Source organism: Roseovarius bejariae (assembly GCF_009669325.1).
Lineage (GTDB): Bacteria > Pseudomonadota > Alphaproteobacteria > Rhodobacterales > Rhodobacteraceae > Roseovarius > Roseovarius bejariae.
Map to the genome: position 1 here is coordinate 1,293,153 of NZ_SZWE01000001.1, position 25,286 is coordinate 1,318,438.

A 25,286-nucleotide genomic window follows, 5' to 3' on the forward strand; every position below is an offset into this window, starting at 1 on the left:
ATATTGACTCCCCCCCGCCTGCACAGTAAAGCCAACTCAACTTTCCGGAAGTCCCGATGCTTCCGGTCCCATGGGCACAGGCCCGGGATCGCCCCCCACCAGCGAGTTTCGCCCGTGGGGGCCTTTGTGATTTGGATCGTCCCTACCTACCTTGGGGGCAGAACTTGAAACCGGCGAAGGAGGCCGCGACATGTTTGAAAATCTGTCCGAACGCCTGTCCGGTGTCTTCGACCGGCTGACGAAACAGGGCTCGCTCTCCGAGGAAGACGTCAAAACCGCCCTGCGCGAGGTGCGCGTCGCCCTGCTCGAGGCCGACGTGTCGCTGCCCGTCGCGCGCGACTTCATCAAGACGGTACAGGATCAGGCCACCGGGCAAGCGGTCACCAAATCCGTCACCCCCGGCCAGCAGGTCGTCAAGATCGTCCACGACGCCCTTGTCGACACTCTCACCGGCGCCGAAGACCCCGGCGCGCTGAAAATCGACAATCCCCCCGCCCCGATCCTCATGGTCGGCCTTCAGGGGGGCGGCAAGACCACAACCACCGCCAAGCTGGCCAAGCGCCTCAAGGAAAGTGACGGCAAGCGCGTGCTGATGGCCTCGCTCGACGTCAACCGCCCGGCGGCCATGGAACAGCTTGCGATCCTCGGCACCCAGATCGGCGTCGATACCCTGCCCATCGTCAAGGGCGAAGATCCGGTCGCCATCGCCAAGCGCGCCAAGACCCAGGCCAGCCTCGGCGGCTATGACGTCTACATGCTCGACACCGCCGGTCGCCTTTCGATCGACGAGGAACTGATGGCGCAGGTCGAAGCGGTGCGCGACGTGGCCAACCCGCGCGAAACCCTGCTGGTGGTCGATGGCCTGACAGGTCAGGACGCGGTCAACACCGCCCAGAACTTCGATGATCGCATCGGCATCTCCGGCGTGGTCCTCACCCGGATGGATGGCGACGGGCGCGGCGGCGCGGCCCTGTCGATGCGCGCCGTCACCGGCAAGCCCATCCGCTTCGTCGGCCTCGGCGAAAAGATGGACGCGCTTGAGACGTTTGAGCCCGAGCGTATCGCCGGCCGCATCTTGGGCATGGGCGACATCGTCTCCCTCGTCGAAAAAGCACAGGAAACCATCGAGGCCGAACAGGCCGAACGCATGATGAAGCGCTTCCAGAAGGGTCAGTTCAACATGAACGACCTCAAGATGCAGCTTGAACAGATGCAGAAGATGGGCGGCATGGAAGGTGTCATGGGCATGATGCCCGGCATGGGCAAGATGGCCAAGCAAATGGAAGGCGCCGGAATCGACGACAAGATCATCACGCGCCAGATCGCGCTGATCCAGTCGATGACCAAGAAGGAACGCGCCAACCCCAAGCTCCTGCAAGCCTCGCGCAAGAAACGCATCGCCAAGGGCGCGGGCCTCGAAGTGTCCGAACTCAACAAGTTGCTCAAGATGCAGCGGCAGATGGGCGACATGATGAAGAAGATGGGCAAGGGCGGTATGCTGAAACAGGCCATGAAAGGCATGTTCGGCAAAGGCGGCCCCTCCCCCGAAGACATGCAGGGCATGGACCCAAAAGCCCTGGAACAAGCCGCCAAGCAGATGGGCGGCGGCCTGCCCGGCGGCGGGGGCCTCCCCGGTCTGGGCGGCGGCAAGGGCCTGCCCCCCGGTCTCTCGGGCTTCGGGAAAAAGAAATAAGGGCCCGGTACGCACAGATGCTTTCATCTTTCCCCAAATACTCCCGCCGGAGGCTCCCCCGGTCGACGCCCGCACAGGCGGCGGGATGTGGGGTGCGCGCATGACAGCCCCTTTCACCATCCCCACACTTGAGACCGAGCGCCTGATCCTCCGCGCCCCCCGCGAGAGCGACTTCGGGCAGGAGCGCGATTTTTTCGCCTCCGAGGACTCGCGCTTTGTTGGTGGCCCGCTGCCCGAACAACAGGTCTGGCGCAACCTTGCCATGCTGATGGGGCATTGGGCTTTCCGCGGCTATGGGTTCTGGGGTCTGGAAGACAAGGAAACCGGCACCTATCTGGGTCGCGTCGGCCTCTGGTTCCCGCATGGCTGGCTCGAACGCGAAATCGGCTGGACGCTGATGCCCCACGCCACGGGCAAGGGCTATGCCACCGAAGCCGCCGAAGCGGCGCGCGCCCATGCCTATGACATCTTGGGCTGGGAGACCGCGATCAGTCAGATCGACCCGACAAACGAACCCTCCAAGGCTGTCGCCCGCCGTCTCGGGGCCAGCTTTGAAAAGATGTACGACGATCCCCTCTATGGGCCGGTCGAAATCTGGCGTCACCTCGCGCCGGCCGATCTGGAAAACGGTGGTATGGAGGCCTACGCCTGATGGCCGCGTCGATTATCCCCACGCTGGAAACCCGGCGGCTCGTCTTGCGTGGGCCGGAACCGGATGATTATCCCAACTTCAAGGCGACGTTTTCGTCCTACCGCGCGCGCTTCATGGGCGGGCCGCTCAATGCCTATGAAACATGGATGCTCTACGCCGCCGAGATCGGCCATTGGAACATCCGCGGCTACGGCATGTGGATGATCCACGACAAGGACACCGATGAAACCTACGGCATGGCCGGCGGCTGGTTCCCCGCCATGTGGCCAGAACGCGAAATCGCCTGGATCATCTGGCCCGACAAGGCCGGGCATGGCTACGCGCTTGAGGCGACCAATGCCGCGCGCCGGTATTTCTATGACACCCTCGGCTGGGAGGGCGCGGTCAGCTACATCGACCCCAAGAACCTCGATTCCATCCGCTTGGCCGAACGCCTCGGTGCGGTGAAGGATAAAGAGGCCGCGACGATTGACGGCAACGATGCCGTCTATCGCCACCCCTCGCCCGAGACCCTCAAGTCGGGGCAGATCGCCGACGGGATCGAGCTTGAGATCAGTCACTATTGCGACCCCCTGTTCAAGCCAAAGGGGTTCGCCATTGACTGAGTTTCGCCGCCATATCGCGCCGCGTTTCGTACGACTCGTACGATCGTCTTTGGAAACGGCCCGATTTTCGTACGAAACTCGGGGGGTTTCCGTACGACTCGTACGATCCGTTCCAGCCTTCGGAGGGGCCCATGTCTGATGACGCAACCGCCCGCGCCGCGGCCCTGCTCAAGGGGCACCGCGAAAGCATCGACCGCCTTGATGCGATCCTCGTCTATACCCTGGGCGAGCGCTTCAAGCACACCCAGGCCGTGGGGAAACTCAAGGCCGAACACGACCTTCCCCCGTCCGATCCGGCCCGCGAAGAGGCCCAGATCGCACGGCTCGAAGACCTGGCAACCCGGGCCGATCTTGACCCGGAATTCGCCAAGAAGTTCCTGAACTTCATCATCGCCGAGGTGATCCGGCATCACCGCCAACAGCAATCGTAAAGCTGGATTGAAACCCAGCTAACCCACGCCATTCAAAGGAGAAATCACAATGGCCATGAAAATCCGCCTTGCCCGTGGTGGCAGCAAGAAACGCCCCTTCTACCGCATCGTCGCCGCCGACAGCCGCATGCCCCGCGACGGTCGCTTCATCGAGAAGCTGGGCACCTACAACCCGCTTCTGCCGAAAGACAGCGAAGAGCGCGTGAAGATGGACATGGAACGCGTTCAGTACTGGCTCGACCAGGGCGCACAGCCGTCGGATCGTATCTCGCGCATGCTGGAAGCCGCCGGTGTCATCGCCAAGAAAGAGCGTAACAACCCCAACAAAGGCACCCCGGGCAAGAAAGCCCAGGAACGCGCCGAAGAGAAAGCCGCCAAAGCAGCAGAAGCCGCCGAAGCCGCTGCCGCCCCGGCTGAAGAGGCCCCTGCCGAAGAGGCCGCCAGCGAAGAATAAGCTGGTTAAGGTACTGGAATGTCTGAATTTTCCCCCGACTTCCAGAACCGCCTTCGGGATCTGATGCGGTGGCGGCGCGACGTGCGCCGCTTCCGTTCGGACCCGGTGGACGAGGACGTGCTTACCGCCTGCCTCGACACCTTTTGCCTGGCCCCCTCAGTGGGTCTGAGTGAACCGTGGCGCGTCGTGCGCGTCGACAGCGCCGCGGCCCGCGCTGCCGCGCTTGAGAACTTCACCCAAGCCAACGACGCGGCCCTTGCCGGGTATAACGGTGAAAAAGCAAAGCTTTACAGCACCTTGAAACTTTCCGGCATGAAGGAGGCGCCCATCCAACTGGCCGTCTTCTGCGACGAAAGCACCGACAAGGGCGCCGGTCTTGGCGCAGGTACCATGCCCGAAACCCGCCGCTATTCCGTTGTGGGCGCCATCACCCAGTTCTGGCTTACCGCCCGTGCGCATGGTCTTGGCGTCGGCTGGGTCTCTATCCTCGACCCTGACCGCCTGAATGCCGATCTAAACATCTCGAAAGATTGGATTTTGGTGGGCTACCTCTGCGTCGGCTGGCCAGAGGAAAACAGCAATACACCCGAGTTGGAACAAGCCGGATGGGAAGAACGGCGCGGTAGCCTCCCCCTTGAGGTGCGTTGACATGTTCCGCATCATCCGACTTGTCATTCTCTGCCTCATCACCTTCGTCGCCGGTATTTTGTTCGAACGCCAAGCCCATGGCGAACGCTGTGTCGCGAAGGGCGGTACCATGACCGGCCCCATCTGCACAGGAGCGGCACAATGACCGATCAAATTTGCCTAGGCGCAATCGCCGGTGCCTTTGGTGTAAAGGGCGAAGTGCGATTGAAAAGCTTCACCAGTCTGCCCGAAGACGTGGCCGCCTATGGCGCATTGACCACCGAGGACGGCAGTCGCGCCTTCACCGTCACCCTCACAGGCCAGACCGCCAAGGGCGCCTTGGTTGTCAGGCTGTCGGATGTGTTGACCAAGGAACAGGCCGATGATCTGCGCGGTGTGCGCCTGTTCGTGCCGCGTGACCGCCTACCCTCGCTGCCGGATGATGAGTTTTACCACGCCGACCTTATCGGTCTCGAGGTCTTTGATACCGCGGGCGGCAGCCTTGGGCGGGTCAAGGCCGTGCTGAATCACGGGGCCGGGGATTTGCTTGAGGTGCATGGCCCCGCGCTCAAGTCCACCGTGCTCTTGCCCTTTACACGTGAGGTCGTGCCGACCGTCGACCTGACCCAAGGCCGCATCATCACCGACCCGCCCGAGGGCCTTTTCCCCACTCCGGAGGAAAAATGAGCGATACGCCCAAATCTCACGGCCGCAAATCCATCTCGGCCAACCTGAAACCTCAGGACCTGATGGCCGAAACCCCGCATCTGGCCAAGGCATGGCGCGCGCAAGTCATCACCCTTTTGCCACAAGCCTTTCCCGGTGTTCTGGGCGAAAGCCTGACCGGCCGGGCCCTCAAGGATGGGCTGTGGCAGCTGGATACCGTCGACCTGCGCCCCTTTGGCGAGGGCAAGCACCGCAACGTGGATGATACCCCCGCAGGGGGCGGGGCTGGTATGGTCCTGCGCCCTGATGTGATGGGCAGGGCCATCGACGCGGCCCGCGCCTCCATGCCCTCCGCCGCGCCTATTCTCTACCTCAGCCCACGAGGGCGCCCCTTTGATCAGGCTATGGCGCGGGAGTTGTCCACCACCTCTGGCGTCACCCTGATCTGTGGCCGGTTCGAGGGCCTGGACGAGCGCGTGATAAAGCACTACGGCATTCAGGAGGTCAGCCTTGGGGATTTCGTCCTCACAGGTGGGGAAATCGCGGCGCAGGCCCTGATTGACGCCACGGTCCGCCTGATCCCCGGGGTTCTGGGCAATGCCGACTCGACCGAGGAAGAAAGCTTTTCTGACGGATTGCTGGAACACCCGCAATACACGCGCCCCCCCGAATGGAAGGGTCACAAGATCCCCGATGTCCTGATGTCCGGCCACCACGGCGAGATCGCCAAATGGCGCCACGAACAGGCCAAGGAGACCACCCGCACCCGCCGCCCCGATCTTTGGGCCGCTTACCAAAAGCGTAATGCGGATTAAGCAGCCTCGGCCCTTGCCAGACAGGTATTTTTTGCCTAAAAGCCGCCCAACCCGCTCAGGTTTCTGAGTCGGGCGTGTTTTCTGTTGCGCCTGTGCCTTCGGGTTTCTTCATCCGGGCAAGCAGGGCCGCACCAAACGGACGACACGGGAAAACAGATAACGCCGATCTGACCTCTGGCGGGCGCGACACGCGGACCCGGACGAAGACCAAGAGCTCTCAGACCGCACCACACCTTTGCGGGACAAACCGCAAGCAATGTTAGGAGATGATCAGATGGACCTGATCGCACAACTCGAAGCCGAGCAAATCGAAGAGCTCGGCAAGACCATCCCGGATTTCAAGGCCGGTGACACCATTCGCGTCGGCTTCAAGGTGACCGAAGGCACGCGGACCCGTGTTCAGAACTTCGAAGGCGTCTGCATCAGCCGCAAGAACGGTTCGGGCATCGCCGGTACGTTCACCGTGCGCAAGATTTCCTTTGGTGAAGGCGTGGAACGTGTGTTCCCGCTTTACTCGACCAACATCGAAAGCATCACCGTGGTACGTCGTGGCCGTGTGCGCCGCGCCAAGCTGTACTATCTGCGGTCGCGCCGCGGCAAGTCGGCCCGTATCGCCGAAGACACCACTTACAAGCCCAAGTCCGGCGCATCGGCATAAGGAGCGGCACGATGAAAAAAGACATCCACCCCGATTACCACTTCATCGACGTCAAGCTGACCGATGGCACCGTTGTCCAGATGCGTTCGACCTATGGCGCAGAGGGCGACACCCTGTCGCTCGACATCGACCCCTCGGCACACCCGGCATGGACCGGCGGCGGTACCCGCCTGATGGATACCGGCGGCCGCGTGTCGAAGTTCAAGAACAAATACGCCGGTCTGGGCTTCTAATCGCCCGATCCGCTGTTACGCCAAAGGCGCCGCCCCTTGTGGGCGGCGTTTTTCTTTTTGCCGGGCCTGACGAAATCTAAACCAATTGCCCCCACCCTGCGGGCCGTATCACGCAGGAAAGGGCTGTCATGGCTGTCAAAGACCGAAGTATTTCGCAAACCCTCGATCTGGCCAAGCGTGCGCAGCGGCGCGGCGCAATCCAAGAGGCCCGGGCGCTCTACGAAGAGGTGCTGTCACGCTTTCCTGCCAACCGGCGCGCCAAGGATGGCTTGCTGTCACTCGACACGCCCGACCCTGCGGCACGCCGGGTCGATCAAGCGCAAGTCGACACGGTTTTGGCCCTTTATCGCTCGGGCGATTATGAAAAGGCACTGAAGCAGGCCACGGCCCTGCACCACAAAGCGCCTGAGATTGCCGCACTGTCCGATATCCGCGCGGCATGCCTTCGCGCCATGGGGGCACCTGACAAGGCTCTGGCGATCTATCAAGCCTCCCTCAAGGGGCGGCCCGATGACGCGCAGCTTTGGCGCAACTGCGGTGCGGCGCTCAATGACCTGCAAAAACTGTCCGAGGCCGAGGGGTGTTTCGCCAAAGCATGCGACCTGTCGCCCGACAGCGCCGATCATTGGTATATCCTTGCCGAATGCCGTGAGATGCGGGGGCATCACCGCCCTGCCTTACAGGCCGTGACGCGTGCGCTCGAATTGGACCCGGGCCATGCCGATGCCCTTAACCTGCTGGGGTCGTTGTTGCGGGATTTGGGGGAAATTGATCTGGCAAATCAAACGCACAAACAGGTCCTGAACAGCACTCGCGCACCGCGGCCCCTTAGCGCAGCACAGACAAACCTTGGCATTCTGGCCGCCGCACAGGGGAAGACCGAAGAAGCGAAAGCATTCTACACCCAAGCCATTGAGACCCGACCCGACAATATCCAGGCACATCGAAACCTTGTACGGTTGACCCGTTACACCCCGGATCACCCACATCTGACGCAATTACGAAACTTGGTGAAAAGGCCGGATTTACCGATCCCGGACCAATCCGTCATTCATTTTGCCATGTTCGAAGCCCTTGATCAGTTGGACGATACGGAAACCGCATTCTTCCACCTTGCACGTGGAAATGCGTTGCGACAGGCACAGCTACGCTATGACATCGGGAAAGACGCAACGCTCTTCAACCATCTCAAAGCACTGACCGAAGAAGTGCCGCCCGCACCCCGGATCACACAGGGTCCGCGTCCCATTTTCATAGTGGGCATGCCTCGGTCCGGCACCACGTTGAGCGAATGCATCCTTGCGGGGGCTGCCGGAGTTCACAGTGCGGGAGAAATCCCCGCCCTCGGCAATGCCGCCTCGGCCATGTTGCGGCGCCTGCGGGACGGTGGGCACAAGGTTTTGGAAAAGGTGGAACTCGAACAGTTCGAGACATCTCTGCGGGCCGAACTTGCGCTTTATGCGCGAGGCGCTCCCGTCATCACCTGCAAGACGCCGCTGGATTTCCGGTGGGCCGGTCTGACCTTGGCCGCAATGCCTGATGCGCGTGTCGTCCACCTTGTCCGCGACCCGGTGGAAAACAGTTGGTCCAACTACCGGACATGCTTTTCGTCGAACGGGAACGGATTTGCCTATGATCAGGCCAATCTTGCCAGGTTTTGTAACCTGCACAGGATGCTCATGCAGTACTGGAAGCAGCGTTTCCCAGAACGCATTTTGACCCTTCCCTACAGCGACCTGACGCGTGATTTCGAGGATATGGCCCGACGTCTTGTATCTTTCTGCGGTTTGGGGTGGTCAGATGCCTGCCTTCGTCCCGATGCAGCCAAGTCCCCGGTTCTGACAGCCAGTGCTGCACAAGTACGCAAACCGGTATATAACGGCAACCGGGGTGATTGGCGGCGTTACGAAGCGCATTTGACACCATTACTGGAAGGGCTGGCACAAAACGAGATAGCCCTGTAATCCATTCTTCAACGCATTATCTGGGGCTTTCCAATTCAGCACCTGGCATATACTGTAGCGCCACCGTCACGGGTCAACACGTGAGACAAAGGGGTTCGGGGAAATGGCGCATATTATCGTCGTCGGCAACGAAAAGGGCGGCGCGGGCAAATCCACAGTGTCCATGCACGTCGCCACAGCGCTTGCACGAATGGGCCACAAGGTAAGCGCGCTTGACCTCGATCTGCGGCAAAAGACCTTTGGCCGCTATTCCGAGAACCGCCGGAAATTCCTTGAAAAATCGGGGCTCAACCTTGCCAGCCCTTACTATCACGACCTCCCCGAGGTAGACCCCGAGACCCTCAAGCAGGGGGAGAACATCTATGACCGCCGACTTTCCGCGGCGGTGGCAGAACTGGAACCCGACAGTGATTTCATCGTGATCGATTGTCCCGGCTCGCATACGCGGTTGAGCCAGGTGGCGCATAGTCTGGCCGATACTCTGGTCACACCTCTGAACGACAGTTTCGTCGATTTCGACCTTCTGGCGCATGTGGATGACGACGGAAAAAAGATCCTCGGCCCGTCCGTTTATTCAGAAATGGTGTGGAATGCCAGACAGTTACGCGCCCAAGCCGGACTCAAGCCGATTGATTGGGTGGTGGTGCGGAACCGGTTGGGGGCGCAGCAGATGGTTAACAAGAAAAAGATGGGCGAGGCGCTGGAAAACCTGGCCAAGCGCATCGGGTTTCGCACCGCGCCCGGTTTCAATGAGCGGGTCATTTTCCGGGAGTTGTTCCCCCGTGGCCTGACCCTTCTTGACCTCAAGGATGTGGGTGTGAAGCAACTCAACATTTCGAACGTCGCCGCCCGGCAGGAATTGCGTGACCTGATCAAGGAATTGGACCTGCCCGGGGTCGAGGTGGATTTTTAACGCGCGCCCCGCGTGGCAAAATCCCTTCTTTTACAACATGTTATGCCGGGGGCCCCGTCCTTGGCTGCGGACGATTGCGCATCCGCCGACGCTGCATCAGGACCCATAGGTTCGACGCGAAGAGCACACCGATCACCACGACCCCACCGGCAAGCGCCCATGGTCCGGGGTCTTCCCCCACGATCGCCCAGACAAGGATCGGGGCAAGCACCGATTCGAGCAATATCAACAAGGCCACCTCGGCGGAACTGATGTAGCGCGGGCCAAGGGTTAACAGGGTGGTCGATACGGTAATGAAGGCCCCATGCGCGAGAATCAGGTTCCACTGGGCCTCGAACGCCGGCATCGGATCGGCCACGGGCCAGACCACCATTGAGGCCCCGATGTAGGCCAGCGGAATGGCCGGCACCATAGATGTAGCGCGCACCCTGCGCACCGCGGTCATGGCCGCGGCGAAGCTGGCCGAGACACAAAGCGCCACCAGATCACCCGTCCAATGGGCGCCGTGGGTCTCGCCGGAGCCCCAGGCGATGATGCCCAGACCCACGAAAACGCCCATCATGGTTAACACCATGCGGCGGCTGACGGCTTCGCCCAGAAACACCCGGCTGAAGATCGCGGCAAACACCGGCATCGAGGCGATGATGAAGACCACGTTGGCAACGCTTGTCCATGTCACGGCCAGAACGAACCCCGGCGCGGTGGCGGCGATCAATACGGTATAAATCAAGCCCGGCACGCCCGTCTTGAGAACAGATTTGAAGCCACCCACCCCTTGAAAAACAAGCAGTCCCAGTAGGATAAGCGAACCCGAGACAATCCCGCGCCAAAAGGTGATGGTCGGTGCGCTGGCGTCGATCAAGCGGACGAAAAGCGAGTCCGGCACAACGAACAGCACCCCGAGCGTGGTAATCAGCAGGCCTTTGACATGATCATTCATGTCCTGCATCAGTTCACAGTTTTTTAAGCAAAGTAAAGACGCCCGAAAAAAGAACGAGCGTACGAGTCGTACGTTTTAACCATGACTTTCGTACGGAAATCGGGGGATGGTCAGAATAAATCGTACAAGTCGTACGTTTCGTACGAAACTCGGCGCATCGTTTTGGGGATAATACGCGCGAGGCAGCACGGCTGAACTGGGCCTTGCGCCACATTCATTCATCGTTACGCCCGGGCTTGCCCCGGGTGGGCGGCCCTTCTTATGTCTTTCAAGCGTTCACCTTGCCGCACAGACGGCCCCATCAAATCAAACCGGCTTGACCTCGGGCTTGGGCTTGAGCACCTCTAATGGCCGCCGGACGGTTTCACGCAGGCCGGGGCCGGAGGGGGCCTGCACCCGCTTGGTGGCCTCGACCATCAAAACGCCCCCGGCCGCGACCGGCGAAAGATGCCCGCCCAGTTGTTCCCACATCCCGGCGGTCTTGCGCCAGAAGCGGCGCGCCGAGGGAGGTTGATAAAGCGTGGTGCGATGGCGCAGCGGCATGAACTGATGCGCCTTGAGCTGGTTTTCCAACTGCGATTGCGAATAGGGCCGACCATAACCGAAGGGCGTGGCATCGCTGCGCGACCAGAGGCCGGCGCGGTTGGGCACCACGAAAAGCACCGAGCCACCGGGGCCGAGCACCCGCCAGCATTCTTCCAGAAGCGGCGAGGGCTGATCGCTGGTTTCCAACCCGTGGACGACCAAAAGCTTGTCGACGTGGCCGGTCTCCAGAGGCCAGCGGGTTTCCTCGCAGAGGACCGAGACGTTTTCCATCCCCTGCGGCCAGCCAATCACGCCCTGCGGCCCCGGCATCAACCCGATCACCCGCCGGGCATCGGGCAGGTAGGGGCGCAGGAAGGGCACGGCAAAGCCATAGCCGACCACGGTTTGCCCCTGCGCCTCGGGCCAGAGGTTGAGGACGGATTCGCGCACCGCCTTCTGGGCCGCACGGCCCAGTTGGCTGCGGTAATAGAAATTCCTGAGATCCTGCACATCAAGATGCATTGCAGCCGCGCCTGTGATCCGTCACTCTTGAGCGTAACAATAACCATGATTTGGGGAAACACCATGACATTAGAGTTTGAGACCGTGCCCTGCCTCTCGGACAATTATGCCTACCTGGTGCATGACCCCGCAACCGGCGCCACGGCGGCTGTCGATGTGCCCGAGGCGGGGCCGATCCTGGAGGCGCTCAAACGTCGGGGCTGGACGTTGACGGATGTCTTGTTGACCCATCACCACTGGGATCATGTGGACGGGTTGAGCGATCTGCTTGAGGCCGCGCCTGCGCGGGTGGTCGGGGCCAAGGCCGATGAACACCGCCTGCCGCCGCTGAACCTTGCGGTGCGAGAAGGGGATCGTGTGATGATCGGGGACGAGGCCGGGGAGGTGATCGATGTTTCCGGCCATACTGTGGGCCATATCGCCTTTCATTTTCCCGACTCGAAACTGGCCTTTACCGCCGATAGCCTGATGGCCCTTGGCTGTGGTAGGGTGTTTGAAGGCACCATGCCGCAGATGTGGAAGAGCCTGTCGAAACTGGCCGCCCTACCGGAGGACACGGTGATTTGTTCAGGCCATGAATATACGGCCGCCAATGCAAAATTCGCCCTGAGCATTGATCCGGGCAACGCGCGCCTTATATCCAGAGCGCAGGCGGTTGACGCGGCCCGCGCGAAGGGTGAGCCAACCGTACCGTCGGTTCTGTCCGAGGAATTGGCAACAAATCCATTCCTGCGCGCCGGTGATCCGCAACTTCAGGCGGCGCTTGGGATGACGGGCGCGGACCCGGCAGAGGTATTTGCCGAGATTCGCAACCGCAAGGACAGGTTTTGACCCGCTGCCTGACGCAAATCATGCATCCGTCACGAAAAGTGAGCGGGTGCGACCAGAAAATCCTTGAAGCCATGGCAATATCGACCAAACTTTAAGGTTATGAGGCCAAGGTTGGTGGGCAGGCCCCATCGGCCCAGATCAGAAGGAGCACCAAAGTGCCTTCATTCTCGAACACCCTGGAACAGGCGATTCACGCGGCCTTGGCGCTGGCCAATGCGCGGCAACATGAATTCGCCACGCTGGAGCATCTGCTTTTGGCGTTGATTGACGAGCCCGACGCGGCGCGCGTGATGAAGGCGTGCAGCGTCGATACCGAGGAACTGCGCGGCACGCTGGTGGAATTCATCGACGAGGATCTTTCGAACCTCGTGACCGAGATCGAAGGCTCTGAAGCGGTGCCGACGGCGGCCTTTCAGCGGGTCATCCAGCGGGCGGCGATCCACGTGCAGAGTTCCGGGCGGACCGAAGTGACCGGGGCGAATGTTCTGGTCGCGATCTTTGCCGAGCGCGAGTCGAACGCCGCCTATTTCCTGCAAGAACAGGATATGACGCGCTATGACGCGGTGAACTTCATCGCCCATGGCGTGGCCAAGGACCCCGCCTTTGGCGAGGCACGCCCGGTGCAGGGCGCCGATGGTCTTGGCGACGAGCATGAGAGCGCCGCGCAGGAGTCGGACGCGGTTGAGGCCGGGGAATCGGCGCTGGCCAAGTATTGCGTGGATTTGAACGAAAAGGCCCGCGCGGGGGATGTCGATCCGCTGATCGGGCGCGACTCCGAGGTGGAGCGCTGTATCCAGGTGCTGTGCCGCCGGCGCAAGAACAACCCGCTTTTGGTGGGCGATCCGGGCGTGGGCAAGACGGCGATTGCCGAAGGTCTGGCGCATAAGATCATCAAGGGGCAGACGCCCGAGGTTCTGTCGAAGACGACGATTTACAGCCTCGATATGGGCGCGCTTCTGGCCGGGACGCGCTATCGCGGGGATTTCGAGGAACGGCTGAAGGCCGTGGTGACCGAGTTGGAGGACCACCCCGACGCGGTGCTGTTCATCGACGAGATTCACACGGTGATCGGTGCCGGGGCCACGTCGGGCGGGGCGATGGATGCCTCGAACCTTTTGAAGCCCGCGTTGCAGGGTGGCAAGCTGCGCTGCATGGGCTCGACCACCTTCAAGGAGTTCCGCCAGCATTTCGAGAAGGACCGTGCGCTGAGCCGCCGGTTCCAGAAAATCGACGTGGTCGAACCCACCACCGACGATGCGATCAAGATCCTCAAGGGGCTCAAGCCCTATTTCGAGGAGCATCACAGCGTCAAATACACCAATGACGCCATCAAATCGGCGGTGGACCTCTCGGCGCGTTACATCAACGACCGCAAGCTGCCCGACAAGGCCATCGACGTGATCGACGAGGCAGGCGCGGCGCAACACCTGATGGCGGCCTCGAAACGCCGCAAGAGCATCGGGGCCAAGGAAATCGAAGCCGTGGTCGCCAAGATCGCGCGCATCCCGCCGAAGAACGTCAGCAAGGACGATGCCGAGGTCCTCAAGGACCTCGAAAACTCGCTCAAGCGGACTGTCTTTGGGCAGGACAAGGCCATCGAGGCGCTGTCGGCCTCGATCAAGCTGGCGCGGGCCGGGCTGCGGGAACCGGAGAAACCCATCGGCAACTACCTGTTTGCCGGGCCGACGGGCGTGGGCAAGACCGAGGTGGCCAAGCAACTGGCCGACCTCTTGGGCGTGGAGCTTCTGCGCTTCGATATGTCGGAGTACATGGAGAAACACGCCGTCAGCCGGTTGATCGGCGCCCCGCCGGGATACGTGGGGTTCGATCAGGGCGGCCTTTTGACCGATGGCGTGGACCAGCATCCGCATTGCGTGCTGCTTCTGGACGAGATCGAAAAGGCGCACCCGGATGTTTTCAACATCCTGTTGCAGGTCATGGACCACGGCAGCCTGACCGACCACAACGGACGCACGGTGAACTTCCGCAACGTGGTGCTGATCATGACCTCGAACGCGGGCGCCGCCGAACAGGAAAAATCCGCCGTGGGCTTTGGCCGGGACCGCCGCGAGGGCGAGGATACCGCCGCGATCGAGCGGACCTTCACGCCGGAATTCCGCAACCGTCTGGATGCGGTGATTTCCTTCGCGCCGCTGCCCAAGGAGGTGATCCTGCAAGTGGTCGAGAAGTTCGTGCTTCAGCTTGAGGCGCAACTGATGGATCGCAATGTCACCATCGAGCTGACCAAGCCCGCCGCCGAATGGCTGGCCGAAAAGGGCTATGACAGCAAGATGGGCGCACGGCCCCTTGGCCGCGTGATACAGGAGCACATCAAGAAGCCGCTGGCCGAGGAATTGCTGTTCGGCAAACTGGCCAAGGGCGGCGTGGTCAAGGTGGGCGTCAAGGACGGCAAGATCGACCTGAAACTGTCCGGCCCCGACCGCCCGCGCCTGTCGGGCAAGAAGCCGCCACTACTGACTGCCGAATGACGCGGGCGTTCCGGCAAGCCCTTGCCGCGCTGAGTTTGACGGTCGCCGCCCCGGCGGCGGCCGATCCCCCTGCCCTGAGCCTGCCGATCGACTGCACGCTGGGCACCTCCTGCTATATCGAGGATTACGTGGACGCGCGCCCCGGCGAGGGGCAGCGCGATTATACCTGCGGGCTGAAATCGCGCGACGGGCACCGTGGCACGGATATCGTGCTGTTATCCTTCGAGGCGATGGTGCAGGGCGTGGATGTTCTGGCCGCCGCCCCCGGCGTGGTGGATGCCACCCGCGACGGGATGGAAGACGTGGCCGTGAGTGCCGAGACCCGCGAGGCGATCCGGGGCCGCGAGTGCGGAAATGCCGTGCGGATCGATCACGGCGACGGCTGGAAGACGCTCTATTGTCATTTGCAGAAGGGCAGCTTGCAGGTTCAGAACGGCACACGGGTCGAGGCCGGGGATGTGCTCGCGCGTGTGGGATTGAGCGGGCTGACAAACGTGCCGCATGTGCATTTGGGGGTGCTGAAAGACGGCAAGATCATCGACCCCTTTAACCCCGAGACCAGCGAAACCTGCGGCACAGCCACGGGTGATGGTCTGTGGAAAGACGCGCCGGACTATCATCGCGCCGGGCTGTTCACCGCCGGGTTTTCCGGCGATGTCCCCGATTTCGACGCGGTGAAATCGGGCCGCGCCCGGATCGAGACCGCGCGGGGCTACTCAAACCTCGTGCTGTATGGGCATGTGTTTTTCGCAGAGGCCGGGGACAGGCTGGATTTTGTCATCAACGGCCCGGAGGGCGAGGTGTTCCGCAATGACGTGACGCTGGAGGCTCCACAAGCACAGCTTTTCCGTGCCATGGGGCGCAAGGCGCCCGAGGACGGTTGGCCTGCGGGGGAGTACCGGGGATACGTGACCCTATCGCGGGAGGGGCACATCCTTGCGGTGCGGCATGCGGATGTCGAGGTGATGCGGTAGCCACGAAATCTTGAAAAGATTTCGATCCGATGTCTTTGAAAGACATCGGCGCGGCGCGTCTTATTTCCCGGTGAACTTCAACTCGATCCGCCGGTTTTGCGCGCGGGCCTCGGGCGTGTCGGCACCGTTCACAGGCTGATATTGACCAAAGCCATTGGCCGAAAGCCGTTCGGGCGGCAGGCCGAGGAAGTTGATCATGTAGCGCACCACGGACAGCGCGCGGGCCTGGCTGAGTTCCCAGTTATCGGCAAACTGCGCCCCGGCCCTCACCGGCACGGTATCGGTGTGGCCATCCACTTGCAGAACCCAGTCAATGCCCTCGGGAATCTCGCTTATGACGTTGCGCAGGATGCCGGCGACCTTGGCGATCTCACGTTCGCCGCTTTCCGACAACCGTGCCTCACCCGGAGCGAAAAGCACCTCGGAGGAAAAGACGAAACGGTCGCCGACGATGCGCACGCCTTCCTGTGCGCCCAGCAAATCGCGCAGCCGGCCAAAGAACTCCGAGCGGTATTTTTCGAGGTTGCGGTTCTGCTCTTCGAGCAGTTTGGCGCGCTCTTCCTCGGCCTTGGCGCGGGCGCGTTCCTCGGCGGCGGCACGGGCGAGTGCTGTGTTCAGGTCTTGGCCCAGAGATTGCAGTTGTACGTTTTGCGCCGCCTCGCGCACCTTGGCATCGTCCAGAAGTGCCTGTAGCTGGCCCAATTGATCGCGCAGGGCGGCAACCTGCCGATTCAGGAGGGCCTGCTGTTTCTGGGCCTCGCTGGCGAGTTCCTCTTGCTCGGCCAGTTCGGCGCGGGCTTGGGCCAGAAGGGCGGCGCGTTCCTCGGCCTCGGTCAGGGTTTCGGCGGCATCGGCTTCGGCAGCTTCTTTCGCGGCAAGGGCGCGTGCCAGTTGGGCGCGCACCTCTTCGGCCTCAAGGGCCTGGGTTTCGGCGATGGTGCTTTGCGCGACAACTTCGGCAAGGCGCGCCTTGGTGGCCTTCAACTCGGCGCGGAGGGCGGCCAGATCGGCATTGGCCTCGCTTGCGCCGGTTTCGGCTTGGCGCAGCTCTTCCTCCAAAGCGGCGATGCGGGCGTCGCGGTCGGCAAGGCTTGTCTCGGTTTCCTCTTGGTCCAGCAGGGCGGCGGCGAGGCGGATATCGAGATCCTTCTGCGCGTCGCGGGCGGCGGCCAGAAGGGTCAGCGTTTCCTCGGCGCGCTTGCGTTGTTCTTCCAGCGCCAGCGTCATGGCGGTGAGTTCGGCGTCGGCGTCTTGCAGCTTTTCGCGCAGGGCCTCGGCCGCGGCGGCTTCGGCCAGACGGGCCTTTTCGGCTTCCGAAAGGTCGGTTTCGAGGGTTTCGATTTGGCTGGCCATTTGCGCCTGCGCCTCTTCCGAGGATTGCCGCAAGTCGGCCACAAGCGCCTCAAGCGCTTCGCGGCGGGCGGCGGCAAGGCGGGCGGCCTCGGATTGGGCGTCCACCTCCTCGCGCAGGGAGGCCAGCGTCAGTTCAAGCGCCTCCTGCTCGGACAAGAGCGCGTCGCGTTCACCTTCCAGGTCGGCCACCTGCCCCAGTGCCGTGTCACGTTCGGCCAGAAGGCCCGCGACCTGTTCCTCGAAGCTGGCGATGCGGGATCGGGCGGCGGTGAGGGCCTCGGCCTGTTCGGCGGTCTGGCTTTGCAACTGCGCGATCAGGGTGGCCTGCTGTTCTTCGCGGGCGCGGGCATCGCCCAATGTGCTGGTCAGCTCCCCTACCCGTTCTGTGAGGGTGGCGTTGCGGTCCTGCTCAAGCCCGAGGGCCTGCGCCAGTGCGGCCACTTCGGAGGAAAGCTCATCCAGTTTGCTGGCCTGCCCGGTGATGGTTTCACGCAGGACGAATTGCACGACCATGAAGATCGTTAGCACAAACATCAGCACCAGAAGAAGGCCGGTCATCGCGTCGACGAACCCCGGCCAGATGGAGGCCTGAAACCGTGTGCCTGTGCGCCGCGACAGGGCCATGGATCAGCCCTCCTGCGTTGGGGGCGTTGGCCGCGGTGCTTGCCCGGTGCCGCGGGCGCGTTGCGGGCCGCTGCTGCGCGGCAGGGAGCGGATCGCGGTGGAGAGCGCCGCCAGATCGGTGCGCAGCTCGGTCATGGTTTCCTGCCGTCCGGCGCTGATCTCTTCGAGGATGCGCAACATCTGCACGTCGATGGAGCGCAGGCGCATCCGGCTTTCGGCATCCAGCCCCGCCTCGCCCGTGTGCTCGCCCTGACGTTCCATCAGTTCGATCAGGCGTTCCTGCCCCTCGGCCACGCGGGTCAGGGCGGTGTTCACGGGGTTGGTATCGCTCATCCGGTGGGTCAGGCGTTCGACGGAGTCGGCCAGCACGCCAAGTTTTTCATCGACCATGGAGCGGCTGACATCCGATTGGGTCAGCATCATTTGCAGGCTTTCCATCTGCTCGGCCATGTAATCGATAACCGGGGCAACAGCCGCGGCCTCGCCCGTGGCCTCGCTGTCGCTTCCGGCAAAGCCGACGCGGGTGATGGTGGACATCCACTCCTCAAGCTCGCGGTAGAAGCGGTTTTGGCCGTGGCCCGCGAAGAGCTCCAACAACCCCACGACAAGCGAGCCGGCCAGCCCCAGAAGCGAGGAGGCGAAGGCCACGCCCATGCCGCCCAACTGCGCCTCGAGCCCGGTCATCAGGCGGTTGAACACCTCAACCCCGCCTTCGCCGTCTTGCGGTGCAAGGCTGCGGATGGTGTCGACGACCGCCGGAACCGTCGTGGCCAGACCATAGAAGGTGCCCAACAGCCCGAGGAAAATCAGCATGTTGACGATATAGCGGGTGATTTCGCGCGCCTCGTCGATACGTTGCGCGACGGAATCGAGGATCGAACGTGCCGAGGTCTGGGCGATCTGCATCCGCTTCTTGCCGCGTTGCCGCAGAAGCGAGGCAAGCGGCGCCAGAAGCTGTGGCGCCTTCGTCATTTCATGGCCCGGCGTTTCGGCGGCGAAGCCTTCGATCCAGCGGACCGAACCGATCAGTTGAAAGACCTGCCAGAAACAGGCGACCACGCCGATCAGAAAGACAAACAGGATAAACCCGTTGAGATAGGGGTTGGCCTGAAAGACGGGCAAGACGCGCGGCAGGGCCAGGAAAGCCCCGAAACACGTCAGCCCCAACACGATCAGCATCAGCGTGATCTGGCGAAGGGGATGTGAAAACTTTGGCTCGACCTCACGGTCCGGCTGCGCCATTGGCACGGCTCCCGGCGGTGGTTCTTGTTGCGTCAACCCTACGCGTCAAAACCCCCTAAGCCAAGGTTTTATGCGCATAAATGCCGGACGCGCTCGGCTAGCCAGTCCAGTTCGGCATCGCGAATACCCAGCTCGTGCAGATGGGCGGCGGTATTGTAAAGATATTCGGTATTCGGGCCGCGCCCGCCCACGGCGCTTGCAATGATGCGGGCCTGCTCCTCGAGGTCCAGGCCGCCGCAATATTGCACATGGTCGGGGTCGATCACGTAGGTCACCGCCTCGACCACCCGGCCATCGGCCAATTCAAGCTCCAACAGACGCTCCAGATAGGCCGCCGAAACCAGTTCTCGTTCACGCAGGTAGGCCAGTGTCTGGTCTTCCTCGCCCGCCGCCACCGAAAGCGCCACGCCATGACAGCGCGCGCCCTCCATCGCATCCAGCGCCAGAACGAGGCCCGGAGCTTCTTCGGTGCCGCGATGATGGATCGACCGCATACAGAAACTGCGGTGATAATCGGGCAGCGTGGCGATCACCCGTTCGGCCACGTTGAACCCGGGATTCCACACCAAAGACCCATAGCCGAAAACCCACATCGTCATTTTGCTGTTCCTCTTGCCACACAGGCCTTAAACACCATCCCGAGAGAGCAGAAAAGGGGGCCATGGCCCATGCGTTTGTTGCTGGCACTTCTGATCGCGGTTGTCGCGCTTTGGTCGGGATATTGGTATATCGGATCAAGCGGCGTGCAATCGGGCTTTGCCGCGTGGTTCGGGGAGCGGCGCACCGAGGGCTGGATGGCCGAATACAGCGACCTGACCGTTCAAGGCTTTCCCAGCCGGTTCGATACGGTGATCGAGAATCTGGCGCTGGCCGATCCGGACACCGGGCTGGCATGGGAAGCGCCGCGGTTCCAGATCAATGCGCTGAGCTACAACCCCGGCCATGTGATCGCCGTCTGGCCGGACCAGCAGTTGATCGCCACTCCGGTTGAGAAATACGAAGTGAAGAGCCGTGACATGCGGGCCAGCGTGGTGGTGGGTGCAAGCACCCGCCTGCCCCTGAAGCGCAGCACGCTGACAGCGGAGGCGCTGGAGGTGACCCCCGCAGGCCGGGACGAGCCGACACGCATCGAAGCGCTGAGCCTTGCCGTTGAGACGGTGCCCGTCCGTACCGACCCGACGTATCGGTTTGGCCTGCGGGCCGACGGTGTCGCGCCCTCGGTGCCGGTGCGCGCGCAGCTTGACCCGCGCGGCAGCCTGCCCGAGGCGCTGGAAGCCTTGCAGGCCGATATGGTGGTGGAGTTCGACAAGCCGTGGGATCGCGGCGCGATCGAGGAGGCCCGGCCACAGCCCCGGCGAATCAACGTCAAGCTGGCGCAGGCCCGCTGGGGGCGGTTGGAGCTTCAGGCGGCGGGCGAGGTGACGGTGGATGCGCGCGGCGTGCCCACCGGCGAGATCACGGTCAAGGCCCGCAATTGGCGCGAGATCCTGGAACTGGCGGTGACGGCGGGGGCGATCCCGGAGGGGTTCGCCGGGACGCTGGAAGACGGGCTTTCCCTTCTGTCGCAGATGGCGGGAAACCCAAAGACACTGGATATTCCGCTTGGGTTCCGCTCGGGGCGGGTGATGCTGGGGCCGGTGCCGATCGGGCCGTCGCCGGTTATTCGGTTGAGGTAAGTGGATTGGGGGCCTTGCCCCCGACGCCCTGCGGGCGCCTCCCCCAGAGTATTTTTGGAAAGATGAAACCCCGGGTGGGCGGATGCCGTATGGTGCGCATTGATGGCGCACCGCCGACTTACCGGCAGTAGGAGCCGCTTCGGTACTCTGCCGTGTCGAAATGGAAGTGATCCTGATGGTGGCGGTCCGAGTTCGGGCCGAGCACCGTGCCGAAGGGGCCGCAGGCGCTTTTGTGCAACTGGCGCAAAACGCGGCCCTTGTGGCCCTTGTTCCAGTCGTTGAGCACGGTGATGTCATTCCCGTCGCGCAACTGGATTGCGGCGATGTCGATGGCGTTGCCCTTGGCGTGTTCCGACAGGCGGGCACCGCGGCGGCTATTGCGGGTGCGGCAGGCATAATGCGCCGCGACCTTGAGGCCAGTGGCGCCGCCACCCATCTTGCCGACGGCGGGTGTCAGGCCGCTATCGACCCAGCCCTTGAGGGTGCGCGCGGTGCGGCAGTTCATCAGCGAAGATTGGCTGAGCGTGATCCCGCCCACCGAGGTCACGCGCACCGCCGCGTCGATGCCGCAGGCGCCGTTCCCGGGAACCGGGCCGACCACGACGCCCTTGATCGACGGGTCACCGCAGACCGAGCCTTTGGAGGAAACGACGGGGTCGTTGGAACGCCCCCCGACAAGGGAACACCCCATTAAAATCAATGGGATAAGCAAAGCAACACGCATGGATCAACCCTTTTTCACACGTCCGAAATCAGGGGCATCGGTATCTTGCCCCGCCTCGATGATACCGCGCCGGATGGCACGTGTGCGGGTAAAGTAATCGAACAGGTGGTCGCCGTCACCCGTGCGAATGGCGCGTTGCAGGGCGAAGAGTTCCTCGGTGAAGCGACCGAGCACTTCCAGCGTCGCCTCCTTGTTGGTGAGGAAAACGTCGCGCCACATGGTCGGGTCGCTGGCGGCGATGCGGGTGAAGTCGCGGAACCCGGCGGCGGAGTACTTGATGACCTCGCTATCGGTCACGCGGCGCAGGTCATCGGCCACGCCGACCATGGTGTAGGCGATGAGGTGCGGCGCGTGGGAGGTGACGGCGAGGACCAGATCGTGGTGTTCGGCATCCATCTCATCGGTGAGCGCGCCCATGCCCTGCCAAAGCGCCTCGACACGGGCCACGGCCTCGCGGTCGCTGCCCTCGACCGGGACGATCAGGGACCAGCGGTTTTCGAAAAGCTCGGCAAAGCCCGAGGTGGGGCCGGAATGTTCGGTGCCTGCCAGCGGGTGGGCGGGGACGAAATGCACGCCTTCGGGCAGATGCGGGCCGACGGATTCGATCACCGCTTTCTTGACCGAGCCCACGTCGGACACCGTGGCGCCGGGTTTCAGGGCCGGGGCGATTTCGGCGGCGACGGCGCCCATGGCGCCCACGGGCACGCAAAGCACGACGAGGTCCGCCCCCTCCACGGCCTCGGCTGCGCTGTCGCAGACGCGGTCGCACAGGCCGATCTCGCGCGCGGTGGCGCGGGTGGCCTCGGAGCGGGCGAAGCCGGTGACTTCGCCGGCCAGACCGTGGCGTTTCATCGCCCAGAACATCGACGAGGCGATCAGGCCCAGACCGATCAGCGCCACGCGGTCGTAGATCGGCGCGGCACTCATGCCCCGTTCCCCATGAACTGGCCCACCGCATGGGCCACCCGGCGGCAGCTTGCCTCGTCCCCGACGGTGATCCGCAGGCAATGCGGCAGGTTGTAGCCCGCCACCGGCCGCACGATCAGGCCCTCGGATTTAAGGTGCGCGTCACAGCCTTCGGCCTCGGCGCGGCTGGCAAAGCGGGCGAGGATGAAGTTTGCGGTCGAGGTGTCGGAGGGCACGCCATGTTCGGCCAGGGCCTCGGCCAGCCATGCGCGCAGGCGGGTGTTGTCCTCGCGGCACTTGGTGGCCCACGCCTCGTCGCGCACTGCCGCTTCGGCGGTGACAAGGGCGGCTTGGCTGAGGTTGAAAGGGCCGCGCATCCGGTTCAGGACATCGACCACATGCTGCGGGCCATAGCCCCAGCCGACGCGCAACCCGCCCAGCCCGTAAAGCTTGGAAAAGGTGCGGGTCATCACCACGTTTTCGCGGCTGTCCACAAGGCCCGCGCCGCCGTCGTAGCCTTCGACGTACTCGGCATAGGCCCCGTCCAGCACCAAAAGCACGTGATCGGGCAGGTTTTCGGCCAGCCGGGCGACCTCGCCGTCACCGATCATGGTGCCGGTAGGGTTGTTGGGGTTGGCGATGAACACCAGCTTGGTGTTCTCGGTACAGGCGGCAAGGATCGCGTCCACATCGGTCACGCGCTCACGCTCGGGCACCTCGACGGGGGTTGCGCCATTGGCCATGGCGCTGATCTTGTACATGGCAAAGCCGTGTTCGGTGTGGATCACCTCGTCGCCCGGCCCGGCGTAGGCTTGGCAGAGAAAGGCGATGATCTCATCGCTGCCCACGCCACAGACCACGCGCGCCGGATCGACCCCGTGCACCTCGCCAATCGCCTCGCGCAGGGCGCGGTGATCGGTCGAGGGATAGCGGTGCAGGTCATAGGCCGCCTTGCGGAACGCCTCTTTCGCGGCCTCGCTGGGACCGAAGGGGTTTTCGTTCGAGCTGAGCTTGACCACGTTCGAAACACCCGCCACGTGGCTGGCCCCGCCCTGGTAAAGCTCAATATCCATGATCCCCGGCTGGGGTGTGATCTTGGTCATGTGGACATCTCCCTTGGCGCGGTTCTAGCTTTGCCCCTTGGCCTTGACCAGAACCAAAAACGTACGCCTGATAATGTGTCGCCTTGCTGCATCCATTGGGTGGGGCGATGCCCTGTTCAATCGTAGCCCAGGTTGGAGTTAATCATCGCAAGTAGCTCAGCGGCATTCGGAACTTGCTCGAAAGCGACTGGCACAGTGAGCGCCCCCCAATGAACCGGTTGGCCGGAATGGGAGAGCCCAAATCCAAATGGATTAAGCTCTTGTTGATCCAATAACGTCCCGACTCTCAGGGATGGGTGGGGACGGGTCGCAAAAATCTCGTACGGATAGGTCGCGGAATGCGCGTTCGACACCACATAAAGCCGGGTTCCAGCGTGCCAGTTGCGCCCGCGGCGGCAAACAATGGAACGTTTGTTGGTTACAAAATAGAGCAAAGTGCAGAGGACCGTTTGCCTTTCATGGGCCGACCACATCGCGGTACATAAGAAAGCAAGCGACGCAGCGCTGTACACCCATATGGCATCAAATCGCCCAAATGACGCGTTATCCGGGATGAAAGGCAAGGTACTCCACATCGCCAAGGCACCGAATATCATCGAGATAAGGCGAGTTCGCTCGGCTCCGATAGGCTGAAAGAACCGGCGTCCATATTCGGGCCGCCCTGTCCAGATCACGTGTTCATCGGCATCCAGAATGGTGTTGAGTTCGCCGTGCGAAAAAACGTCGATTGAAACACCGCTCATTCTGCAAAATATCCCTTAACCGAAGCACTGGCCAGACGTGCCACAAAATCCATAAGTTACAACGTCGTTTACACTACATCCCAAACACAAAAAGAAAAAGCCGCGGCGGGTTTCCCCGTCGCGGCCTTGGATCCTGTGGCGCAGAGGTCTTAGTTCTGCGCGTAGAATTCGATGACGAGGTTCGGTTCCATCTGCACGGGATAGGGCACATCGCCCAGGCCCGGGGTGCGGACGAAGGTTGCGGTCATCTTGGAATGGTCGGCCTCGATGTAATCGGGAACGTCACGTTCGGGCAGTTGGGTGGCTTCGAGAAGCGCGGTCATCTGCTTGGAACGGTCGCGGACCTCGATGACGTCCCCTTCTTTCACGCGGTAGGAGGGGATGTTGACCTTCTTGCCGTTCACACGGACGTGGCCGTGGTTCACGAACTGACGTGCGGCAAAGATGGTGGCCACGAACTTGGCGCGGTAAACGACCGCGTCCAGACGGCGCTCCAGCAGACCGATGAGAATCTCACCGGTGTCGCCGCGCAGGCGCTCGGCCTCCGAGAAGATGCGGCGGAACTGTTTTTCCGTCAGGTCGCCGTAGTAGCCTTTCAGCTTCTGCTTGGCGCGCAGTTGCAGGCCGAAGTCGGACATCTTGCCCTTGCGGCGCTGACCGTGCTGGCCGGGGCCGTATTCACGGCGGTTGACGGGGGATTTCGGACGACCCCAGATGTTTTCGCCCATCCGGCGGTCGATTTTGTACTTGGCAGACGTGCGTTTGGTCACGGCTGATCTCCTTTATGGTGGCATTTCAGCTTGATCCGATAACCGGTTCCCACTTTTCGGGCTGAAATCGCGTCTCAGCTCAAACCGTGGGGCAGTCAGGCGGTCAGCCTCGTGCCGTTGCTAAAGGGCGTTGTCCTCTGGTCTTACCCGGTT

The 25,286-nt window shown here is 62.5% G+C and carries 27 protein-coding genes; 17 read left to right on the forward strand and 10 right to left on the reverse strand.

Annotated features, from left to right (window positions below; translation table 11 throughout):
* Positions 1-190: 190 nt before the first annotated feature.
* From ffh to FDP25_RS06230, 13 genes are all read left to right on the forward strand, one after another.
* On the forward strand, positions 191-1,693 hold the full coding sequence (gene ffh / locus FDP25_RS06175) for a signal recognition particle protein (RefSeq protein WP_154149934.1): 1,503 nt from the start codon (positions 191-193) through the stop codon (positions 1,691-1,693).
* A 100-nt stretch (positions 1,694-1,793) separates the two neighbouring features.
* On the forward strand, positions 1,794-2,345 hold the full coding sequence (locus tag FDP25_RS06180; RefSeq protein ID WP_154149936.1) for a GNAT family N-acetyltransferase: 552 nt from the start codon (positions 1,794-1,796) through the stop codon (positions 2,343-2,345).
* The gene (locus FDP25_RS06185) at positions 2,345-2,950 is read left to right on the forward strand and encodes a GNAT family N-acetyltransferase (RefSeq protein ID WP_154149938.1); all 606 of its coding nucleotides are present in this window, start codon (positions 2,345-2,347) and stop codon (positions 2,948-2,950) included. The genes FDP25_RS06180 and FDP25_RS06185 overlap by 1 nt, the downstream gene beginning before the upstream one ends.
* Positions 2,951-3,081: 131 nt before the next feature.
* Positions 3,082-3,381 (forward strand): chorismate mutase, encoded by a 300-nt coding sequence (locus tag FDP25_RS06190; RefSeq protein WP_154149940.1) that lies wholly within the window; start codon positions 3,082-3,084, stop codon positions 3,379-3,381.
* Between the two features lie 49 nt (positions 3,382-3,430).
* The gene (rpsP, locus tag FDP25_RS06195) at positions 3,431-3,835 is read left to right on the forward strand and encodes a 30S ribosomal protein S16 (protein WP_154149941.1); all 405 of its coding nucleotides are present in this window, start codon (positions 3,431-3,433) and stop codon (positions 3,833-3,835) included.
* Between the two features lie 18 nt (positions 3,836-3,853).
* Positions 3,854-4,483 carry a 5,6-dimethylbenzimidazole synthase gene (gene bluB / locus FDP25_RS06200; protein WP_154149943.1) on the forward strand — a complete coding sequence of 210 codons (630 nt, stop codon included), beginning with the start codon at positions 3,854-3,856 and terminating at the stop codon, positions 4,481-4,483.
* 1 nt (position 4,484) lies between these two features.
* Positions 4,485-4,628, forward strand: coding sequence for a hypothetical protein (locus tag FDP25_RS17045; RefSeq protein WP_172982761.1), 144 nt, complete (start codon positions 4,485-4,487; stop codon positions 4,626-4,628).
* Positions 4,625-5,149, forward strand: a complete 525-nt coding sequence (gene rimM / locus FDP25_RS06205; RefSeq protein ID WP_154149944.1) for a ribosome maturation factor RimM — start codon at positions 4,625-4,627, stop codon at positions 5,147-5,149. The genes FDP25_RS17045 and rimM overlap by 4 nt, the downstream gene beginning before the upstream one ends.
* The gene (gene trmD / locus FDP25_RS06210; protein ID WP_154149946.1) at positions 5,146-5,943 is read left to right on the forward strand and encodes a tRNA (guanosine(37)-N1)-methyltransferase TrmD; all 798 of its coding nucleotides are present in this window, start codon (positions 5,146-5,148) and stop codon (positions 5,941-5,943) included. Before rimM ends, trmD begins: the two co-directional genes overlap by 4 nt.
* A 274-nt stretch (positions 5,944-6,217) precedes the next feature.
* Positions 6,218-6,601, forward strand: coding sequence for a 50S ribosomal protein L19 (rplS, locus tag FDP25_RS06215; RefSeq protein ID WP_154149948.1), 384 nt, complete (start codon positions 6,218-6,220; stop codon positions 6,599-6,601).
* 11 nt (positions 6,602-6,612) lie between these two features.
* Positions 6,613-6,834, forward strand: a complete 222-nt coding sequence (rpmE, locus tag FDP25_RS06220; protein WP_154149950.1) for a 50S ribosomal protein L31 — start codon at positions 6,613-6,615, stop codon at positions 6,832-6,834.
* A 128-nt stretch (positions 6,835-6,962) separates the two neighbouring features.
* A complete protein-coding gene (locus FDP25_RS06225; protein ID WP_154149952.1) occupies positions 6,963-8,798 on the forward strand; it encodes a tetratricopeptide repeat-containing sulfotransferase family protein in 1,836 nt (611 codons plus the stop codon).
* A 103-nt stretch (positions 8,799-8,901) separates the two neighbouring features.
* Positions 8,902-9,711, forward strand: a complete 810-nt coding sequence (locus FDP25_RS06230) for a division plane positioning ATPase MipZ (protein ID WP_154149954.1) — start codon at positions 8,902-8,904, stop codon at positions 9,709-9,711.
* Between the two features lie 40 nt (positions 9,712-9,751).
* Here the strand turns inward: FDP25_RS06230 and FDP25_RS06235 are convergent, their stop codons facing one another.
* Both FDP25_RS06235 and FDP25_RS06240 read right to left on the reverse strand, forming a co-directional pair.
* Positions 9,752-10,651: a DMT family transporter gene (locus FDP25_RS06235; RefSeq protein WP_154149956.1), complete on the reverse strand. Its 900-nt coding sequence runs from the start codon at positions 10,649-10,651 to the stop codon at positions 9,752-9,754.
* A 306-nt stretch (positions 10,652-10,957) separates the two neighbouring features.
* Positions 10,958-11,698, reverse strand: a complete 741-nt coding sequence (locus FDP25_RS06240) for a class I SAM-dependent methyltransferase (protein WP_154149958.1) — start codon at positions 11,696-11,698, stop codon at positions 10,958-10,960.
* Positions 11,699-11,761: 63 nt separating this feature from the next.
* Between FDP25_RS06240 and gloB the strand changes: the two genes are divergently transcribed.
* The 3 genes from gloB (at position 11,762) to FDP25_RS06255 (ending at position 15,992) form a co-directional block, all read left to right on the forward strand.
* Complete coding sequence (gene gloB / locus FDP25_RS06245; RefSeq protein WP_154149960.1) at positions 11,762-12,529, forward strand: hydroxyacylglutathione hydrolase; 768 nt, start codon at positions 11,762-11,764, stop codon at positions 12,527-12,529.
* Between the two features lie 155 nt (positions 12,530-12,684).
* On the forward strand, positions 12,685-15,018 hold the full coding sequence (gene clpA, locus FDP25_RS06250; RefSeq protein WP_343031970.1) for an ATP-dependent Clp protease ATP-binding subunit ClpA: 2,334 nt from the start codon (positions 12,685-12,687) through the stop codon (positions 15,016-15,018).
* Entirely contained in the window at positions 15,015-15,992 is a 978-nt protein-coding gene (locus tag FDP25_RS06255; protein WP_154149962.1) for a M23 family metallopeptidase, read from the forward strand. The genes clpA and FDP25_RS06255 overlap by 4 nt, the downstream gene beginning before the upstream one ends.
* Positions 15,993-16,052: 60 nt before the next feature.
* On the opposite strand, the gene FDP25_RS06260 is transcribed toward FDP25_RS06255, so the two are convergent.
* From FDP25_RS06260 to FDP25_RS06270, 3 genes are all read right to left on the reverse strand, one after another.
* Positions 16,053-17,969 carry a peptidoglycan -binding protein gene (locus tag FDP25_RS06260; protein ID WP_154149964.1) on the reverse strand — a complete coding sequence of 639 codons (1,917 nt, stop codon included), beginning with the start codon at positions 17,967-17,969 and terminating at the stop codon, positions 16,053-16,055.
* A gap of 3 nt (positions 17,970-17,972) precedes the next feature.
* Positions 17,973-19,211 (reverse strand): biopolymer transporter ExbB, encoded by a 1,239-nt coding sequence (locus FDP25_RS06265; RefSeq protein WP_154149966.1) that lies wholly within the window; start codon positions 19,209-19,211, stop codon positions 17,973-17,975.
* A gap of 68 nt (positions 19,212-19,279) precedes the next feature.
* Positions 19,280-19,810: a gamma-glutamylcyclotransferase gene (locus tag FDP25_RS06270; RefSeq protein ID WP_154149968.1), complete on the reverse strand. Its 531-nt coding sequence runs from the start codon at positions 19,808-19,810 to the stop codon at positions 19,280-19,282.
* A gap of 69 nt (positions 19,811-19,879) precedes the next feature.
* Between FDP25_RS06270 and FDP25_RS06275 the strand changes: the two genes are divergently transcribed.
* Positions 19,880-20,887, forward strand: coding sequence for a DUF2125 domain-containing protein (locus FDP25_RS06275; RefSeq protein WP_154149971.1), 1,008 nt, complete (start codon positions 19,880-19,882; stop codon positions 20,885-20,887).
* A gap of 118 nt (positions 20,888-21,005) precedes the next feature.
* Here the strand turns inward: FDP25_RS06275 and FDP25_RS06280 are convergent, their stop codons facing one another.
* The 5 genes from FDP25_RS06280 to rpsD form a co-directional block, all read right to left on the reverse strand.
* Positions 21,006-21,611, reverse strand: a complete 606-nt coding sequence (locus tag FDP25_RS06280) for an extensin-like domain-containing protein (RefSeq protein WP_154149972.1) — start codon at positions 21,609-21,611, stop codon at positions 21,006-21,008.
* Between the two features lie 3 nt (positions 21,612-21,614).
* Positions 21,615-22,538: a prephenate/arogenate dehydrogenase family protein gene (locus FDP25_RS06285; RefSeq protein ID WP_154149974.1), complete on the reverse strand. Its 924-nt coding sequence runs from the start codon at positions 22,536-22,538 to the stop codon at positions 21,615-21,617.
* Positions 22,535-23,620: a histidinol-phosphate transaminase gene (gene hisC / locus FDP25_RS06290; RefSeq protein WP_154149976.1), complete on the reverse strand. Its 1,086-nt coding sequence runs from the start codon at positions 23,618-23,620 to the stop codon at positions 22,535-22,537. The genes FDP25_RS06285 and hisC overlap by 4 nt, the downstream gene beginning before the upstream one ends.
* Positions 23,621-23,736: 116 nt before the next feature.
* Complete coding sequence (locus FDP25_RS06295) at positions 23,737-24,363, reverse strand: hypothetical protein (RefSeq protein WP_154149978.1); 627 nt, start codon at positions 24,361-24,363, stop codon at positions 23,737-23,739.
* Between the two features lie 149 nt (positions 24,364-24,512).
* Positions 24,513-25,133, reverse strand: coding sequence for a 30S ribosomal protein S4 (gene rpsD / locus FDP25_RS06300; RefSeq protein WP_343031971.1), 621 nt, complete (start codon positions 25,131-25,133; stop codon positions 24,513-24,515).
* Between the last annotated feature and the right edge of the window lie 153 nt (positions 25,134-25,286).

Coding starts and splice junctions, on each gene's coding strand:
- rpsP (WP_154149941.1), top strand. CDS start 3,431: ATGGCCATGAAAATCCGCCTTGCCCGTGGTGGCAGCAAGAAACGCCCC.
- rpmE (WP_154149950.1), top strand. CDS start 6,613: ATGAAAAAAGACATCCACCCCGATTACCACTTCATCGACGTCAAGCTG.
- FDP25_RS06240 (WP_154149958.1), bottom strand. CDS start 11,698: ATGCATCTTGATGTGCAGGATCTCAGGAATTTCTATTACCGCAGCCAA.
- FDP25_RS06235 (WP_154149956.1), bottom strand. CDS start 10,651: ATGAATGATCATGTCAAAGGCCTGCTGATTACCACGCTCGGGGTGCTG.
- FDP25_RS06185 (WP_154149938.1), top strand. CDS start 2,345: ATGGCCGCGTCGATTATCCCCACGCTGGAAACCCGGCGGCTCGTCTTG.
- FDP25_RS06275 (WP_154149971.1), top strand. CDS start 19,880: ATGCGTTTGTTGCTGGCACTTCTGATCGCGGTTGTCGCGCTTTGGTCG.
- FDP25_RS06285 (WP_154149974.1), bottom strand. CDS start 22,538: ATGAGTGCCGCGCCGATCTACGACCGCGTGGCGCTGATCGGTCTGGGC.
- FDP25_RS06270 (WP_154149968.1), bottom strand. CDS start 19,810: ATGACGATGTGGGTTTTCGGCTATGGGTCTTTGGTGTGGAATCCCGGG.
- FDP25_RS06265 (WP_154149966.1), bottom strand. CDS start 19,211: ATGGCGCAGCCGGACCGTGAGGTCGAGCCAAAGTTTTCACATCCCCTT.
- FDP25_RS06255 (WP_154149962.1), top strand. CDS start 15,015: ATGACGCGGGCGTTCCGGCAAGCCCTTGCCGCGCTGAGTTTGACGGTC.
- FDP25_RS06180 (WP_154149936.1), top strand. CDS start 1,794: ATGACAGCCCCTTTCACCATCCCCACACTTGAGACCGAGCGCCTGATC.
- FDP25_RS06230 (WP_154149954.1), top strand. CDS start 8,902: ATGGCGCATATTATCGTCGTCGGCAACGAAAAGGGCGGCGCGGGCAAA.
- FDP25_RS17045 (WP_172982761.1), top strand. CDS start 4,485: ATGTTCCGCATCATCCGACTTGTCATTCTCTGCCTCATCACCTTCGTC.
- FDP25_RS06280 (WP_154149972.1), bottom strand. CDS start 21,611: ATGCGTGTTGCTTTGCTTATCCCATTGATTTTAATGGGGTGTTCCCTT.
- rplS (WP_154149948.1), top strand. CDS start 6,218: ATGGACCTGATCGCACAACTCGAAGCCGAGCAAATCGAAGAGCTCGGC.
- rimM (WP_154149944.1), top strand. CDS start 4,625: ATGACCGATCAAATTTGCCTAGGCGCAATCGCCGGTGCCTTTGGTGTA.
- gloB (WP_154149960.1), top strand. CDS start 11,762: ATGACATTAGAGTTTGAGACCGTGCCCTGCCTCTCGGACAATTATGCC.
- bluB (WP_154149943.1), top strand. CDS start 3,854: ATGTCTGAATTTTCCCCCGACTTCCAGAACCGCCTTCGGGATCTGATG.
- ffh (WP_154149934.1), top strand. CDS start 191: ATGTTTGAAAATCTGTCCGAACGCCTGTCCGGTGTCTTCGACCGGCTG.
- FDP25_RS06190 (WP_154149940.1), top strand. CDS start 3,082: ATGTCTGATGACGCAACCGCCCGCGCCGCGGCCCTGCTCAAGGGGCAC.
- hisC (WP_154149976.1), bottom strand. CDS start 23,620: ATGACCAAGATCACACCCCAGCCGGGGATCATGGATATTGAGCTTTAC.
- FDP25_RS06295 (WP_154149978.1), bottom strand. CDS start 24,363: ATGAGCGGTGTTTCAATCGACGTTTTTTCGCACGGCGAACTCAACACC.
- trmD (WP_154149946.1), top strand. CDS start 5,146: ATGAGCGATACGCCCAAATCTCACGGCCGCAAATCCATCTCGGCCAAC.
- FDP25_RS06260 (WP_154149964.1), bottom strand. CDS start 17,969: ATGGCCCTGTCGCGGCGCACAGGCACACGGTTTCAGGCCTCCATCTGG.
- FDP25_RS06225 (WP_154149952.1), top strand. CDS start 6,963: ATGGCTGTCAAAGACCGAAGTATTTCGCAAACCCTCGATCTGGCCAAG.